This is a genomic window from Longitalea luteola (assembly GCF_017356035.1).
GTDB classification, from domain to species: Bacteria; Bacteroidota; Bacteroidia; order Chitinophagales; family Chitinophagaceae; genus Niastella; species Niastella luteola.
On the sequence record NZ_JAFIQX010000011.1, the window covers coordinates 19463 to 34211 of the forward strand.

Genomic DNA, 14749 nt, shown 5'->3' on the forward strand with positions numbered 1-14749 from the left:
AAGTTATTCAGCCAATTATAGGATCGGCACATTGGTTTTGAATTTCATTAGCATATTAGCCAATTAGCACATCAGCACATTGGTTCTGCCGTTCACAACAAAACAATATCTTAAGAATGAAAGTATATTTACTGGCGTGCATCATGACCCTGTCACCAACCTGTTCCCTACAGGCCCAGGACCCGGTATTTTCCCAGCCGTTTTTGTCGCCGGTATACCTGAACCCTGCAGCCACGGGCGCAGGTGATTACGATCTGCGGTTCAGCGCCATCTATCGCCGCCAATGGTGGAGTCTACCTTCGCAGATCTCCTACAGTGCTGTCTCCGTAGATAAATACATGCCCTCCCTGCATGGCGGTTTTGGCCTGCTGGGCACACACTCCAGTGAAGGGTATTTAAAAAAAACCGGCATTTATGGGTCATATGCCTATACCATTTGTTCCGGCACTTTGTCGCCAGCCGAAAATGGCGATGTGCCGCGCTGGTTTGCCAGCGGCGGTTTGCAATTTGGTTTTGTACAACGCCGCATCGATTACAGCAAACTGGTCTTTGCCGATCAGCTCGATGCTGATGGAATAATTCCCGGCAGTGTGTCCGCTGCCGACAAAGCCATTAACAGCGGTAAATGGTATCCTGATTTTGCTGCCGGATTGTTCTTTAACTATAACTGGAATGACAATAACCGGTTGTTACTGGGAGGCAGCGCACATCACATTAACCGGCCCGATGAGTCGCTCACCAATTCGGCCGATTCATTTCGCAGCCAGCTGCCCGTTCGCTGGACGGGCAATGCCATGTACACGTATACCAATCCCGAACAAACATGGTCGTATAGCCTGGCCGGTATTGTATACACACAGGCCAAACAACACTCATTGCAGGTAGGAACAGAAATTACCCAAAATGAATATGACATCAGCCTGGGCTTATGGTACCGCGGTGGTATTAATTTCCGGAATTACGATGTCTTTACCGTGACACTTTCCATTAACCTGGCTGGTCGCAGCGGCGATGGCTATAAAGTGCGGGCAGGCGCCGCCCACGATGCGCCGATCGGCCAAAACCGGTATTCGTATACTACCGGCAGTTCAGAACTCGGCTTTGTATGGGATCAAAGCACATACGACCAGGAAGCTGGCCATGCGTGCAAACCACGCATAAACAGCAAAAGTGCGTGCCCGATCCGATAAGTTATTTATGTGTAATTATTACGCGGTTATGCTCTTCTTTTATAACTCCAACAGACCACTGAACATAACCTTTTTACTACCTTTTATTGGCCCTGGAGTAACCCCAGGATCGCAATTGCGTCGTACCAGCTTCGCTGATATTTCGTATATATTCCGTAGATGTCTCGTAGATGTCTCGTATATAAGCCGTTCCTTTAAAGGTACGGGACATGTACGGCACATCCTGGAGATACGTACATTAAACACATTAAACATGGGCGAAGCTGACCCGAACCAGATACGATCCAGGGGGCATCCAGGTGTGTTCAACAGGTTATAAAAAGCAGTAAAGCGTTAAAGAAAAAGGAGATTATAAAGGATCGTGATCCTTTGCCTTGAACTTGTAATCATTAAAAAGCGGGAGTGGCTCTTTTACATATAGTTTATTGGGAGCCTTTGTTTTGGATACAGTTTTTTTCTCTTCATTGATAACTTCTTCTTTCTTGTAAACTAACCTTAACGAGGAAGATTCTTCCGCTGCCGTCAGTTGAACTGGTTGGGTATTTCCTTTGATTTTCATGAGCAGTGCATTTAGTAAGTTATGAGGGACTTACATAGTAAAAAAAACAGACCACCTGCTTCCAGCGGGGTGATCTGCTTATATTCACATCTTGTGTTGACTAATTTCCTCAGTCGTAGAAATAAAAACTGATAATGGGGCAAGCTTTAGTCGGGTAATAACTCAACCTGCGCATGTTCGTTAATGATAATCGTATCGCCAATGCTTATACTGCCGGTTCCGTGGAACAATAAGTTCTGTCCGAACAGGATCTTTTTATTCTTTGTGCGGTAGGTGCTGAGTGTTCTAAGGGGCTCTTTGGCTTTTTCGGCGGTTTGCTGGTCAATTGTCGTAATTACGCAGCGGGAACAGGGCTTCACCCCGAAAAAAGAGACCCCATTGATCTGGAACTGTTTCATCGAATCCTCCAGGAAGGCCGCTCCTCCCTTAAAGACAATGTTTGGCCGGAAGCGGTTCATGGGCACAGGTATTTCCAACCGGCTGTTCAGGTCGTCGAGCGAGGCCTGGCTGATCAGCAGTAAAGGATAGCCGTCGGAAAAACTGGTGATTTCCTTATTGTGCGCATAACGGCCGTCAACATAGCGGCGGGTTGTGTCGGGCATATACACCAGTTTGCAGGGCAGCCCTAACTGTTCACTGAACCAGGCGTTGGCCCGGTCACTCACCTTTTGAGCCCGGCAATGATTGCTCCACACGGTAACCATAAACGTTTCTAAACTGGCGGGTTCAAATGGGATCAGCAATTCCGCCCCGGGAACACCGGTATTTTGTACCAGCAGGCCCCCATCGGTAAGCTGTACCTTCAATAAAGCCATTGCACTTATTTCGCGTTGCGACAGGAACCGGTCATTTTCATCAACCAGCATCCATCTTCTATCGTATTGAAATCCGCGATCGGTAAGTGTGGCTGTGTTCACGGCAATACCACCCAATGATTTTATAGGGTAAATGTATAATTCGCTAACTGTAAGCATACGCTAAGGTAGCAAGATGTAAGTTATTGGGTTAAACCGGTAAAATAAAAAAGCCCTTCGATGGTTCGAAGGGCTCTCCCGGCACTTTTTGTCGGGACAGATATTTTGATGGAACATACCCCGGCTAGGCGATACCAACCGAAAGTGTCCATGAATGATCTGTAGATTTCATGAATACCTCCTTTTCTTTGGTGAACTGTAAATATACGCAAAAAACGACATCGGCCGCCCCGCAAAACGTATTCATACTCTTATAAAAATGTTATATACTGAACACTACTACATTGTATGTATGGCCTGATAAATAATTTCTGGTATTAACTTTGTATTACCAGATGCCCTGATATAACACACCGGCAGTTGGCGCCTGCCGGGCAAAAGGCCTGACATTCTATTGCAGCAACTCTACGCAAATACTTTTCTATGATACTTTCGCCTTCGGCAAAGAATATTTGCAACACCTGCGGTGTGCGATATGGAACTTCTATCATTCCTGCTATTTGCGATATCTGCGCCGATGACCGGCAATACCTGGGTTTTACGGGACAAACGTGGACGAGCTATAATGAACTGGCTGCCAGGAGCAGCATTCGTTTTTGCCGCTTACAGTCAACGATATACGATCTCCGAATAACCCCGGCCTTTGCCATCGGCCAAAAAGCACACCTGGTACTTTCACCTGCCGGCAATGTGCTGTGGGATTGCCTGCCTTTCATCGACGATCAAACCATTGCTTTCGTCCGGTCGCTGGGCGGTATCAGCGCCATTGCCATTTCACACCCGCACTATTACAGTCTGATGCAGGATTGGGCCACTGCCTTTGACTGTCCTATTTATTTGCATGCCAATGATAAAGAATGGATCAAAGATCCCGGAGGATATATCGAACTGTGGTCGGGCAGTACCAAAACGCTTTGGGATAACATTAGTATCGTGCACACAGGCGGTCATTTTGCCGGCAGCACCATCCTCCATTTGCCTGATCATGGCCGGTCGGGCTGTTTACTAACCGGCGACAGCATTTACATAGCGCCCAGCCGGCGCCATATGGCCTTTATGTATAGTTACCCAAATCATATTCCGCTTCCCAAAAAAGACATAGAACTTATTTACGAACGGGTGCATCCACTGCCCTTCGACGCCATGTACGGCGCTTTTGAATGGATGAATATCACAGAAGGCGCGCGGGCCATTTTTGAAAGATCGATCAGCCGTTATCTTTCCATTTATTGAACGCTGAATTTTTTACTATCTGGTGACAATGGAAAAGCACGATACTGTTCGCTGGTGAACCCCGGTGAATTACTTATCTCAATTAGAGAAAACACTTAAGCCATTTTTTAATATATTTTTGTAAACTTGCATCCCGCTGTTAGCTGTGCCAAAAAGCGCAGATAATGCGATGATTTCAGGTTCCGCACCGCACTGATTATAGCAACCTCCGTGATTTGAAACTGGAAAGTTATTCCTGTACCATTAGCAATTTATTGATAGTCACTAACCTTATCTTTATAGAGTTCGGTATTACAGTAAGCCGGGTTTTATAAAGATGTATTGCCAGTAGTTGGTTCCCGATAACAGATGATCATAAATTGAAACCCGATGAAGAAGAAATTTTTGGAAAAGGAAGATTGGCTCACAGCGTTTAATCAAGGGAATAGTAGTGCCTTTCGCGTGATTTTCGAGAACTACAACAAACTGCTTTTTACCTGTGCCGTGCAATTGGTAAAGGATAAAGAGCAGGCTGAGGACATTGTATCTGAAGCTTTTACAAAACTATGGCAACGGCATGATGTTTTTCAGACCGAAGAACACATAAAAGCGTTTTTATTTGTGACCACCCGCAACGCCAGCCTCAATTACCTGCGGCATATACAAAGAAAAACTGCGTCCCAAAACGAATTGTCGTATCTGCAAAGAGATAAGGACGACCAGGATGTGATTACCGATATGATAGAAGGCGAATTACTCAAAAGGATCTACCCGCTCATAGAGACCCTGCCCCATAAATGCAAGATCATCTTTAAAATGATCTATTTTGAAGATGCCAGCACCGACGAGGTGGCGGAAAAACTGCATATCAGTGCGCGGAATGTATTGAACCAGAAAAGCAGGGCCATCCAGTTACTGAAAAAGAAACTGCTGGTGGCTGTATTTATCAGTTTTTGCCTCAGCGCATCCATTGCCTGCAAGTTTAAAAAAGAGCGCCCGATAGAAAAGGGGATTTTTACGATATGCACCTGGTAACATCACCTTTATTTATTTTTTTAATTTTTTTTGTCAAAAACAACCAACGGTTGTTTTTATAGTATGTAAGGTTTTAAAGGCTCAGAGAGGTAGGCGCATTCCTGGTGAGTCAAGCCACTTTCAAAGATTTAAATACCATTATTATGCAGGAGAAGGTAAGTAGAATCACAAGTCTGATCGAGAAGTTCCTGGAGGAGAGTATAAGTCCGGAGGAAGAGAGGGAACTAAATGAGTGGCTCGCAGAAGCTGCGCATAATGATTCTTTTTTTCGGCAGATCACAGATAAAAATGTGCTGCGGGAAAAACTGAAGATCTATGCAGGCACTGACAGTGAGGCTATCTGGAAAAAGACGCTGCAGAAAATTGACGAACAGAAATCTGAAGGAGCCAAACTGGTTGATCTTTATCCGGAAAAGAAATCATTCAGAATACCTTTTGGAAAGATCGCGGCAGCGGCAGTAATTATCCTGCTGATCTCAGGTGGTACCTGGTACTTTTTAGACAAGTCAACACCTGAACAAACAGCCAAAACCGAGACTAAGCAAAGTGACAATAAAAGCCAGATCATGCCCGGTGGCAATAAAGCCATACTGACGCTGGGAGACGGTTCTGAGATTGCCCTGAACAATGAAGCAGATGGCAATCTGGCTGATCAAGGTCACATGCAGCTAACCAAGACTGATGGACGGTTAATATATAAAATGAAGCCTGGTTCGGACGACTTAATCCCTAAACAGGATCTGTACAACACAGTTACCACCCCAAGAGGGGGCGAATATAAGATCACTTTACCTGACGGAAGTAAAGTGTGGCTGAATGCGGCTTCATCATTGCGTTTTCCTATAGCCTTCGCCGGGAACGAGCGAATTGTCGAACTCACCGGCGAGGCTTATTTTGAAGTTAATCCGCAGCAGCAACCAGCCACATCACAGGAAAAGGGTGAACAAAATGGAAAAATCGCTAAAACGCCCTTTATCGTTAAAATAAATACCCCAGCGGGAAATAAAAATGAAGTGGAAGTGCTGGGAACGCATTTTAACGTAATGGCCTACACCGATGAAAGCGCCATTAAAACAACATTGATAGAAGGTAAAGTAAAAGTTACATCAGGAAATAATTACAAGACCATTCGCCCCGGCGAACAGGCAAAACTGAAAGAAGGGAATATATCCATCCAAAAGATCGATGCAGAAAACGTGGTAGCATGGACGAACGGATTTCTTCCTGTTGCTGGCCCTGATGTTGCCTATACCATGCGCCAAATTGCCCGCTGGTATGACGTTACCATTAAATATGAAGGCGGAAAAGCGCCCGAAGGTTCGTTTAGTGGTAACCTTCCGCGTACAGCCAATATTGAAAGCGTTATAGAACTGCTTAAAATCAATAATATAAAGGCAAGGCTAAACGAAAAAGAAAGGACAATCATAGTAAAGTCATAGTTATCAATTGCTTAGTAAACCTAACCCCTACCTTTAGCGTAAATGACATTGTTCTCCGTTAATCATTAAACCACATCTAACGCTGTTCTTCCATGGAAAGATATGGGCAGCGTTGAGCGCTTAAAGCTACCCTGCGACCATGAGCTTCTCACGCTCATGGTTCGCAGTGAGGTGGCTTAATTTTTTTTAAATATCTGTTCTTTCTACAATATGAAAGTGTAATTTTATTTACCGGTTTACACATGAATACCCTTAATATTGTAAAAAGCTGAAAATAGTCAACTTTTTTTCGCTATTGCGAGATTACAGTTGACTATTTTTATTTTTACACAAAATAAAGGTTGCCGGTGAGTGTAGTGATACTTAGGATTCGCATCTGGAGGAGGTTCTGATTATGAAATACATGACTGCTTTTGTAATCATTGCTTGTATATTGCTAAGTGTATCGGCACTTGCACAGACAATCACATTCTCCAAAAAGAACGTAACTATCAACGAGCTCCGAAAAGTACTGGAAAAACAGGCAGGTTACACCATCTTCAACTCAAACTCAATATCATCTCAACTTAAGCCTGTAAACATCAATATCACCAATGGAACTGTTCAGCAATTACTTGATGACTATTTCCGGTATCAGTCCTGTACCTACACGATTATCGATAAGATAATAACAGTTATTCCCAGGGGAAGACAAACATTGATCGGTTCCAATTTGACAAACATCAAAGGCAAGATCATTAATGAACAGGGCGAACCCATTCCCGGGGCAACCGTTACCATTAAGGGCAGCCAACAGCAAACGAGCACCAACGAGAACGGAGAATTCCGGTTGAATGGCATTAATGAAATAGATCTCGCCATTGTTGTAACCAGCGTAAACTATGAACCCGAAGTAGTAAGCTGGCGGCAGGGCGACGAACCGAATTTGAATGTACGCTTAAGGCAACATATCAGCGAACTGAACAAAGTGCAGGTGGTTTCTACCGGTTACCAAAAAATCTCAAAAGATAAATCGCCCGGCTCTTTTGTGAAGATCGATAATGAATTACTGAACCGCCGGGTTTCTACCAATGTTATTGACCGGTTGGAAGGCATTACCAGTGGATTGATATTTAATAAGAACGTAAATACCAACACTAATCAATCGAACCTTTCCATCCGTGGCAGAAGCACCATTTTTGCCAATCCCAACCCATTGATCGTAGTCGATAATTTCCCGTATAACGGCGATATCAACAACATTAACCCCAATGACGTAGAAAGCATTACCGTATTGAAAGATGCGGATGCAGCTTCCATCTGGGGCGCCTATTCGGGAAACGGCGTAATTATTATAACAACCAAAAAGGGAAAGTATAACCAATCACTGAAGCTGTCCTTTAACAGCAATGTTACAGTAAGTGAAAAGCCAGATTTGTACTATCAGCCCATTTTGAATGCTTCCGATTATATTGATGTAGAGCAGTTCCTCTTTAATAACAGGTTTTATTATCTCTCAGAGTCTGATGGAAGCCGCAAGGCGCTGTCACCCGTGGTAGAAACCCTGATCCAGGAAAGAGACAAACTGATCTCACCGGCGACAGCAGCCGCCCGGTTGAATGAGTTAAGAGGCCAGGATAAACGGAAAGACCTGGAGAAATATTTTTACCGGGCCGGTGTTAACCAACAATATGCCGTAAACGCCAGCGGTGGCAGCACCAATAACCACTATTATTTTTCGCTGGGCTATGATAAGAACCTCGAAAACCTGGTCAGAAACGAGTACGATCGTATTAATTTAACGGCCAATAACTCGTTCTCCTGGTTAAAAAAGAAACTTGAGTTCAATACTGGCATCATTTACACCGAGACGAAGATGCGGAATAATAATACAATTACCAGCCTGGCCAGTCTCAACAATCCCTACCTCGACCTGGTTGATGATAACGGGTATGCATTAACTGTGAATTCAGATGTAAGGCAGACTTATAAAGACTCGGCAGGTAAGGGAATCCTGCTGGATTGGAATTTCAAACCTTATGACGAGTTGAAGTTCAGTGACAATTCTACAAAAACGACCGATTACCGGATCAATGCAGATGCCAAATACACCCTGTTTAAATGGCTCGATGCCACGGTGCTGTATCAATACAACAAAGGATTTATTGAACAGGAAGATTACAAGAGCCAGCAAACGTATTTTACCCGCAACCTGATCAACCAGTTTACAGCAGTTGATTCTTTAGGGCTGCCAATCAGGCCTGTTCCACTGGGTGGTATATTGGATCAGGCGTCCATCCGGTATAATGCGCACAATATCAGGACCCAACTTAATTTCAACCAAAGCTGGTACAATCGTAACCATAGTAAACATCATCAGGTAACCGCATTGGCCGGTACAGAAGTGAGGAGTTACCGGTCCTTTGTTGAAACGCTTCGATTGTACGGTTATAAACAGAACCAGCCGAACAACAATTTGATAGATTACGAGAGGGAGTATCCGTTGTACCATGCACCATTCATTTACCAAAAGATCCCGTTTCTGAACGACAAGAGAAACATGGCAGACCGGTACATTTCTTATTATCTGAATGCAAAGTATATTTATCAAAGGCGGTATATCCTGTCGGCCAGCGCCCGTAAAGATGAATCCAATCTATTTGGCGTGAGTGCTAATCAAAAGGGCATACCGCTTTGGTCGGTGGGCGCCAGTTGGGAACTTAGCCAGGAAAATTTTTACCGTATGGGATGGTTGCCATTCCTGAAATTAAGGGTGACCAACGGTTACAAAGGCAATGTAGACAAAACAGTGTCGGCCTTTACAACTGCCCGTTATGATAACCCCAATAACTATAGTGCATTGCCGGCCTCGATTGCCAACCCGCCTAATCCTTCTTTACGTTGGGAGAAAAATCACATGGTTAATTTCGGGGTTGATTTTGCCACCAGGAACAGCATTTTGGAGGGAAGCCTGGAATATTATTTTAAGAAAGGAACAGACCTGATCGGTTACAGTCCACTAGACCCTACCACCGGTGTCATCCAGTTCAGGGGGAATACTGCCGATATGAAAGGGCAGGGAGCAGATATCGTATTGCGGTCAAAAAACCTGAACACCAGGCGGTTCAAATGGGTAAGTACCCTGCTGTTCAGTTATGCAACCGACAAGGTAACCAGTTATAAAGTCAAGCAAAGCGCTATCTGGTATTATTGCGATCCCCAATACATCAGCCCCATCGAAGGCAAGCCATTATATTCCATTTTCAGTTTAAAATGGATGGGCCTGGACAGTACAAACGGTGATCCTCAAGGCCTTTACGACAAGCGAATAAGTAAGGATTATAGTGCTATTTTTAATTCGAACAATCTGGACGACCTTATTTACAGAGGCCCGGCCAACCCCACTTATTTCGGCAGCCTGCGCAATAATTTCACTTTTAAACAACTGGAATTATCTTTTACCATTAGTTGGAAAATGGGCTATTATTTCAGGCGAAATTCTATCAATTATAATAATCTGTTTTCGGGCGCCACGCCAGGGCATTCGGATTATGAAAAACGTTGGCTGCAACCGGGAGACGAGGCATTCACCTCGGTTCCTTCAATGCAGTATATTGCCAGTAGTGTAACCAGTGCAGACAGAAGCCGCTTCTACACCTATTCAGATGTGTTGATTGAAAAAGGGGACCATATAAGATTACAGGATATACAGGTAAGCTACCAGCTTAATAAAAATGATGTGAAGGGGTTGCCCATTAACCAGTTCAGGATATATGTATATACCAATAACCTGGGCATTCTATGGAAAGCCAATGACAAAGGGATTGATCCGGATTATATTTCAAGCGCATTCCCCAATCCCAGAACCATTGCAGCGGGTTTAAAAATTGATTTTTAACCAGGAAATTCCTTTTCCGATGAAAGTAAAGATCCATTACCTGAGATTGTTGCTAGTTTGTTTGTGGTTGACTGGCTGCAACAAAAAAGAATTTCTGGAGGAAAAACCCGATTCTGATCTTTTTGTACCCACCAGCCTTGAAGATTGCCAGGCGCTTTTAGATAATGAAGCACGATTAAGTATTACCCCTGCTTTAGGTGAATTGTCGGCTGATAATTTTTTTCTTGTTTCTTCTTTCTGGGAATTGCTTCCCACTAAAGAACGCAATGCATATATCTGGGCACCTGATATATACCAGGGGGAAGGCCGGGTATCTGACTGGAATGCACCTTATGAACAGGTACTGTATGCCAATGTGGTGCTGGATGCGCTGAAGAAAATTTCCGTAACACCAGATAATATACAACAGTGGAATAACCTGAAAGGGGCCGCGCTTTTTATCAGGGCTTATGCTTTTTATAACCTGGCCCAGGTATTTGCCCTACCCTATAACCAGGAATCAGCCAGTTTAGACAAGGGTATTCCATTGAAACTAACGCCTAATGTTGATGAATCATTAAAACGGTCATCTGTCGAAGAAACCTATGCACAAATACAGAAAGACCTGCTGGAGGCCCAAACGCTGTTGCTTAGTGAAATAACCAAGAACCGTAACCGGCCCAATAAACCGGCTGCCCTGGCCCAACTTGCCCGGGTGTATGTGAGCATGCGTCAATATGATAAGGCAGGTATATATGCTGATAGCAGTTTGCGGCTTTACAGCAAGCTTATCGATTATAATTCCAGAGACGCTGTTTCGCTCAGATTTTTTGAACGTCCTAATGATGAAACCATGTACCAAAGCAGGTTTATTGAAACCAATGTGCTAAAAAGCAGCCCACTCACCAGAGATTGCATAGTGGATTCAATCCTGTATGGCTCCTATTCAGCAAACGACCTGAGGCGTTCCATGTTTTTCAGCAATAATGCCGGCAGGATCAATTTCAAGGGCCATTATAGTGGATCCATTGTACCCTTTACCGGTTTGGCCACCGATGAAATGTACCTGGTACGAGCCGAATGCCGGGCAAGAGCAGGCAATGTGACAGCCGCCATGGAAGATTTGAATGCCTTGCTGCAAAAAAGATGGAAAACCGGCACTTTTGTTCCCTATTCAGCGTCCAGCCCGGGGGAAGCCCTGGATATTATACTTCTCGAGAGAAGAAAAGAAATGCCCTGCCGGGGTGTACGCTGGACAGATATCCGCCGATTGAACCTCGACTTTGCAGGTATCACTCCGAAAAGAGTGATAAATGGCCAGGAATATATACTACCCGTAAGCAGCCGGTTATATGCTTTACCTATTCCAGCAGACGCCCAGGAAATGGGTAACTATGAACCAAACGAAAGATAACTCCTAACTAAAAAGCCAGCCATTTGAATAAATGGCCGGCTCAATAGGAAATGTTTTTTACATATAACTGATTGGCAACTGTCAAAGACAAAAATACTTTGTGCCAAATTCAATTAAACCAGAGCTCTTATAAATTACTGTAGCGGTGTATAAGCGCCCTGGTGGCAAGGTGCATACACATTGGGCTGCAACGCAGGTTCTGGCTTGTAATATGTGCAGGTTCCTGCGGTAATCCAGCAGTCAAAATCAACTCCCCATTCACCAACCGGCGAATAACCGGAACCGGTCCAGATGTATTGTTGTGAATACGAGCATTCGAAACAGGGTCTTGTCGCAAATGCACCGCCAACGGCAGCTAATATTGCGATAGCAATAAATGCCATCTTGATTTTGTTCATACTTGTTCTTTTACTAATGGTTAATTTTTCTTTGCCTACTCTTTTATTCAGGTTTTCGGCATCTCCTTACCTGTTATTTCAGGCACACTTACTCCGGAATAAGTGGACGCAGCCAACAACAGGAAAAAGTTATTGTATTTAACTGTGCCAATTACGTTTGTATAGCCTCTACCGGCTCCCGCTTTTTCAGGATGATACCCCATAGAGAAATTCCCACAAAAAACAGATTAAAGAAAAGGTGTTGAGGCCAGGTAAGCGATCTGATCACTCCTCCGCAGGAACAGGGGATATACCTGAAAGCATGAAACAAAATTGCAACCGTATATACCGTAAACGCCGACATTAAAACGAAAGACGCATATAATGCAGGCACCCTGGTTCGCTCAAATATTAATCCTAAAGCGATAATTACTTCAATGAAGGGAATGCTCCATACTAAAAATGGAGTCATCCAGTTGGGGAATGGCTGGTTATTCATTTCGCCAATGAACAATTTAAAATCAAGCCATTTACTTACACTTGCATACAAAAAAAGCAATATCAATAAGGAAGATATTATTTCAATAATAATCTTTCTTTTCATAATATGAAAGGGTTATAAGGGGGCAACAGTTATTGACGAATGGAAGCATCCAAATTCACAGATCCTGCGATACGTTAGATGGTAGATTAGAATAAGGCGTTCAGGGGGATAAGGTAGCTTTGGTAGAATTGAGGGCGATGGTAGAATTAAAGTTATATACTAATAGACTATGTTCAAAAATTTATATCAGTTATTTTTAGTTTATTTAATTCACTAAAAGTTTACGGTACAAATTATACCAAAAACATTTCTATTTAAAACCAATGGCATGGCATCCTATTGCACGATTGCACAGTTGGTTTAGCGAAGTATATTTATTATACTTTTTTATTGTTCGATTGACATTGATCATTGCCTATAATATATTCCTTTATTCTAATCCCGGCGACTTCAGCTAACGCAATTTAGCGATTAACATTTTCCGTTTGGCATCATCACTTCTACAAAAAACCGGCCATTTGAAATGGGAACGCCGATTTAATAAAAATTTTATTATAGGTTCTTTTAAAAAGACCCCACGAATGTTAAAACGTCAAAACCGTATTAAAACGCCGGCCCTTAGTATTCCACTAATCTACCAGATAAGTCGATTGTAATTATACGAGTTTACAATTACCATTTACTATATGGTTTCGTTTATAACGCGGCCGCCGCATCATTTTCCGGCAGGAACATACCTTCCGTTACGGTAAGGAACAAATTCTTCAGGACGGGCTACAGAATCGGGTTGATAATACGTACATACCTCAGTAGAGTCAATGCAATGATAGTCTATACCATAGTCACCGGCAGGTTCAAAGGTGTTTGAGCCGCGAATAAATTGAGGCCGGTTATCGTGCATATAATAATGAGTAGCGAAAGCACCGCCAATAGCAACCGTGATGGCTATGGCATTTAAAATGATCCTGATCTGTTTCATACTTAGGTGTTTAATGGTTAATGGAACTTTCGCCTTGCGAAAGCCGTTTGTGCTCAGCATCCTGTAAATAACGATCATATAAATAACCCATGTATATAAACATGCGTATTATTGATCATCTGCCTGCGTTAATGTTAATTTTTGCAAAAACTGTAATAGTTGGGGAGTCACAATAGCCAGAGAAACGGCCAACCATTCATTACATATTTATGAATACAATGAGGCCGGCGTATTGATTGCTGCTGCTTTTGGAAATTGTCTAACCAGGGAATCCGGTTAAAAATAAAAAGAAAAAATTTGTTTCAAAAAAAATCATCAAACAATATTTATAGCAGCTGTTATTGACCGTTTCACTTTCATATATAGCCGCTCATCCCTTCAACCAGCGGCTAAAAACTTCAAATAAGTCAGAGAAGAAAATAAAGGAAGCTGCTGCCATTGCATACGAACGGCAGCATCGCTCAACAACTGTTAGCGATCTAAAAGGAAGAAGTTCAGATATAATTACAAGGAAAATCGGAGCTTACCGGTGATCTTCATCATCATCCTTCTTATGCAACATTCTTATGATTGCATTCATAACCGGAAAACGTATTAAACGCCCTCTTGCTACCCAAACAATAATACCTAATAACAAATAGATACCGGCTACAATCAAAAAGCCTGAATAAGGCTGCCCTATCCATTCACTGAGGGCCCATGCCCCTGCGATACTTCCAAATACCAGCACAAATAAAAACAACAATGCTATTATACCCACAGCAATGAAGTTACCAATTACCAGTGATGTTTTCTCAGCAATGCGTAGCTTGGTTATTTCAACCCGGGTATTGATGTATTCCTTCACATGATCAGATAACCCTTCTATTTTGTCAAATGTATCATTCATATTGGCCGTATTATAAGTGGTGATTCTTGTTTATGCAAAACCCTGCGGCTGCTCCATATCGTCTTTCACAGCATTCACTTTGTCTTTCATTTTATTGAATTTTTCTTTTAATGCATCTGACAACTTTCTGCCTTCCTCATTCACTTTTCTGCGGGTTTCAGATCCTTTGTCGGGAGCAAACAAAATTCCCAGAACAGCACCTGCAGCGGCGCCAACAATAAATGCGGCTAATTTACTTCCGTTACTCATACATAGAATTTTTAAAGTTTTTTAATCAGTTG

Annotated in this window: 13 protein-coding genes; 6 read left to right on the forward strand and 7 right to left on the reverse strand. The window is 43.0% G+C overall.

All coding sequences use genetic code 11. The features are described from left to right. Positions 1–116: 116 nt before the first annotated feature. Positions 117–1190, forward strand: coding sequence for a PorP/SprF family type IX secretion system membrane protein (locus tag JUB15_RS22255; protein WP_207514862.1), 1074 nt, complete (start codon positions 117–119; stop codon positions 1188–1190). A 349-nt stretch (positions 1191–1539) separates the two neighbouring features. Here the strand turns inward: JUB15_RS22255 and JUB15_RS22260 are convergent, their stop codons facing one another. Continuing rightward, positions 1540–1749: a hypothetical protein gene (locus JUB15_RS22260; protein WP_207514863.1), complete on the reverse strand. Its 210-nt coding sequence runs from the start codon at positions 1747–1749 to the stop codon at positions 1540–1542. 146 nt (positions 1750–1895) lie between these two features. Beyond that, entirely contained in the window at positions 1896–2723 is an 828-nt protein-coding gene (locus tag JUB15_RS22265; protein WP_207514864.1) for an MOSC domain-containing protein, read from the reverse strand. Between the two features lie 423 nt (positions 2724–3146). Here JUB15_RS22265 and JUB15_RS22270 point away from each other — a divergent pair, with 423 nt between their 5' ends. The 5 genes from JUB15_RS22270 (at position 3147) to JUB15_RS22290 (ending at position 11679) form a co-directional block, all read left to right on the forward strand. Next, positions 3147–3956 carry an MBL fold metallo-hydrolase gene (locus JUB15_RS22270; RefSeq protein WP_207514865.1) on the forward strand — a complete coding sequence of 270 codons (810 nt, stop codon included), beginning with the start codon at positions 3147–3149 and terminating at the stop codon, positions 3954–3956. Positions 3957–4325: 369 nt separating this feature from the next. Continuing rightward, positions 4326–4970 (forward strand): RNA polymerase sigma-70 factor, encoded by a 645-nt coding sequence (locus tag JUB15_RS22275; RefSeq protein ID WP_207514866.1) that lies wholly within the window; start codon positions 4326–4328, stop codon positions 4968–4970. Positions 4971–5113: 143 nt separating this feature from the next. Continuing rightward, positions 5114–6409, forward strand: a complete 1296-nt coding sequence (locus JUB15_RS22280) for a FecR domain-containing protein (RefSeq protein ID WP_207514867.1) — start codon at positions 5114–5116, stop codon at positions 6407–6409. A gap of 403 nt (positions 6410–6812) precedes the next feature. Next, on the forward strand, positions 6813–10286 hold the full coding sequence (locus JUB15_RS22285; protein ID WP_207514868.1) for a SusC/RagA family TonB-linked outer membrane protein: 3474 nt from the start codon (positions 6813–6815) through the stop codon (positions 10284–10286). A 19-nt stretch (positions 10287–10305) separates the two neighbouring features. Further along, a complete protein-coding gene (locus JUB15_RS22290; protein WP_207514869.1) occupies positions 10306–11679 on the forward strand; it encodes a RagB/SusD family nutrient uptake outer membrane protein in 1374 nt (457 codons plus the stop codon). 134 nt (positions 11680–11813) lie between these two features. Here the strand turns inward: JUB15_RS22290 and JUB15_RS22295 are convergent, their stop codons facing one another. From JUB15_RS22295 to JUB15_RS22315, 5 genes are all read right to left on the reverse strand, one after another. Continuing rightward, the gene (locus JUB15_RS22295; protein WP_207514870.1) at positions 11814–12077 is read right to left on the reverse strand and encodes a DUF6520 family protein; all 264 of its coding nucleotides are present in this window, start codon (positions 12075–12077) and stop codon (positions 11814–11816) included. Positions 12078–12228: 151 nt separating this feature from the next. After that, on the reverse strand, positions 12229–12660 hold the full coding sequence (locus JUB15_RS22300) for a MauE/DoxX family redox-associated membrane protein (RefSeq protein WP_207514871.1): 432 nt from the start codon (positions 12658–12660) through the stop codon (positions 12229–12231). Positions 12661–13315: 655 nt separating this feature from the next. Next, positions 13316–13579, reverse strand: a complete 264-nt coding sequence (locus JUB15_RS22305) for a DUF6520 family protein (protein ID WP_207514872.1) — start codon at positions 13577–13579, stop codon at positions 13316–13318. Between the two features lie 523 nt (positions 13580–14102). Further along, complete coding sequence (locus JUB15_RS22310; protein WP_207514873.1) at positions 14103–14468, reverse strand: phage holin family protein; 366 nt, start codon at positions 14466–14468, stop codon at positions 14103–14105. A 30-nt stretch (positions 14469–14498) separates the two neighbouring features. After that, entirely contained in the window at positions 14499–14717 is a 219-nt protein-coding gene (locus JUB15_RS22315; RefSeq protein WP_207514874.1) for a YtxH domain-containing protein, read from the reverse strand. Between the last annotated feature and the right edge of the window lie 32 nt (positions 14718–14749).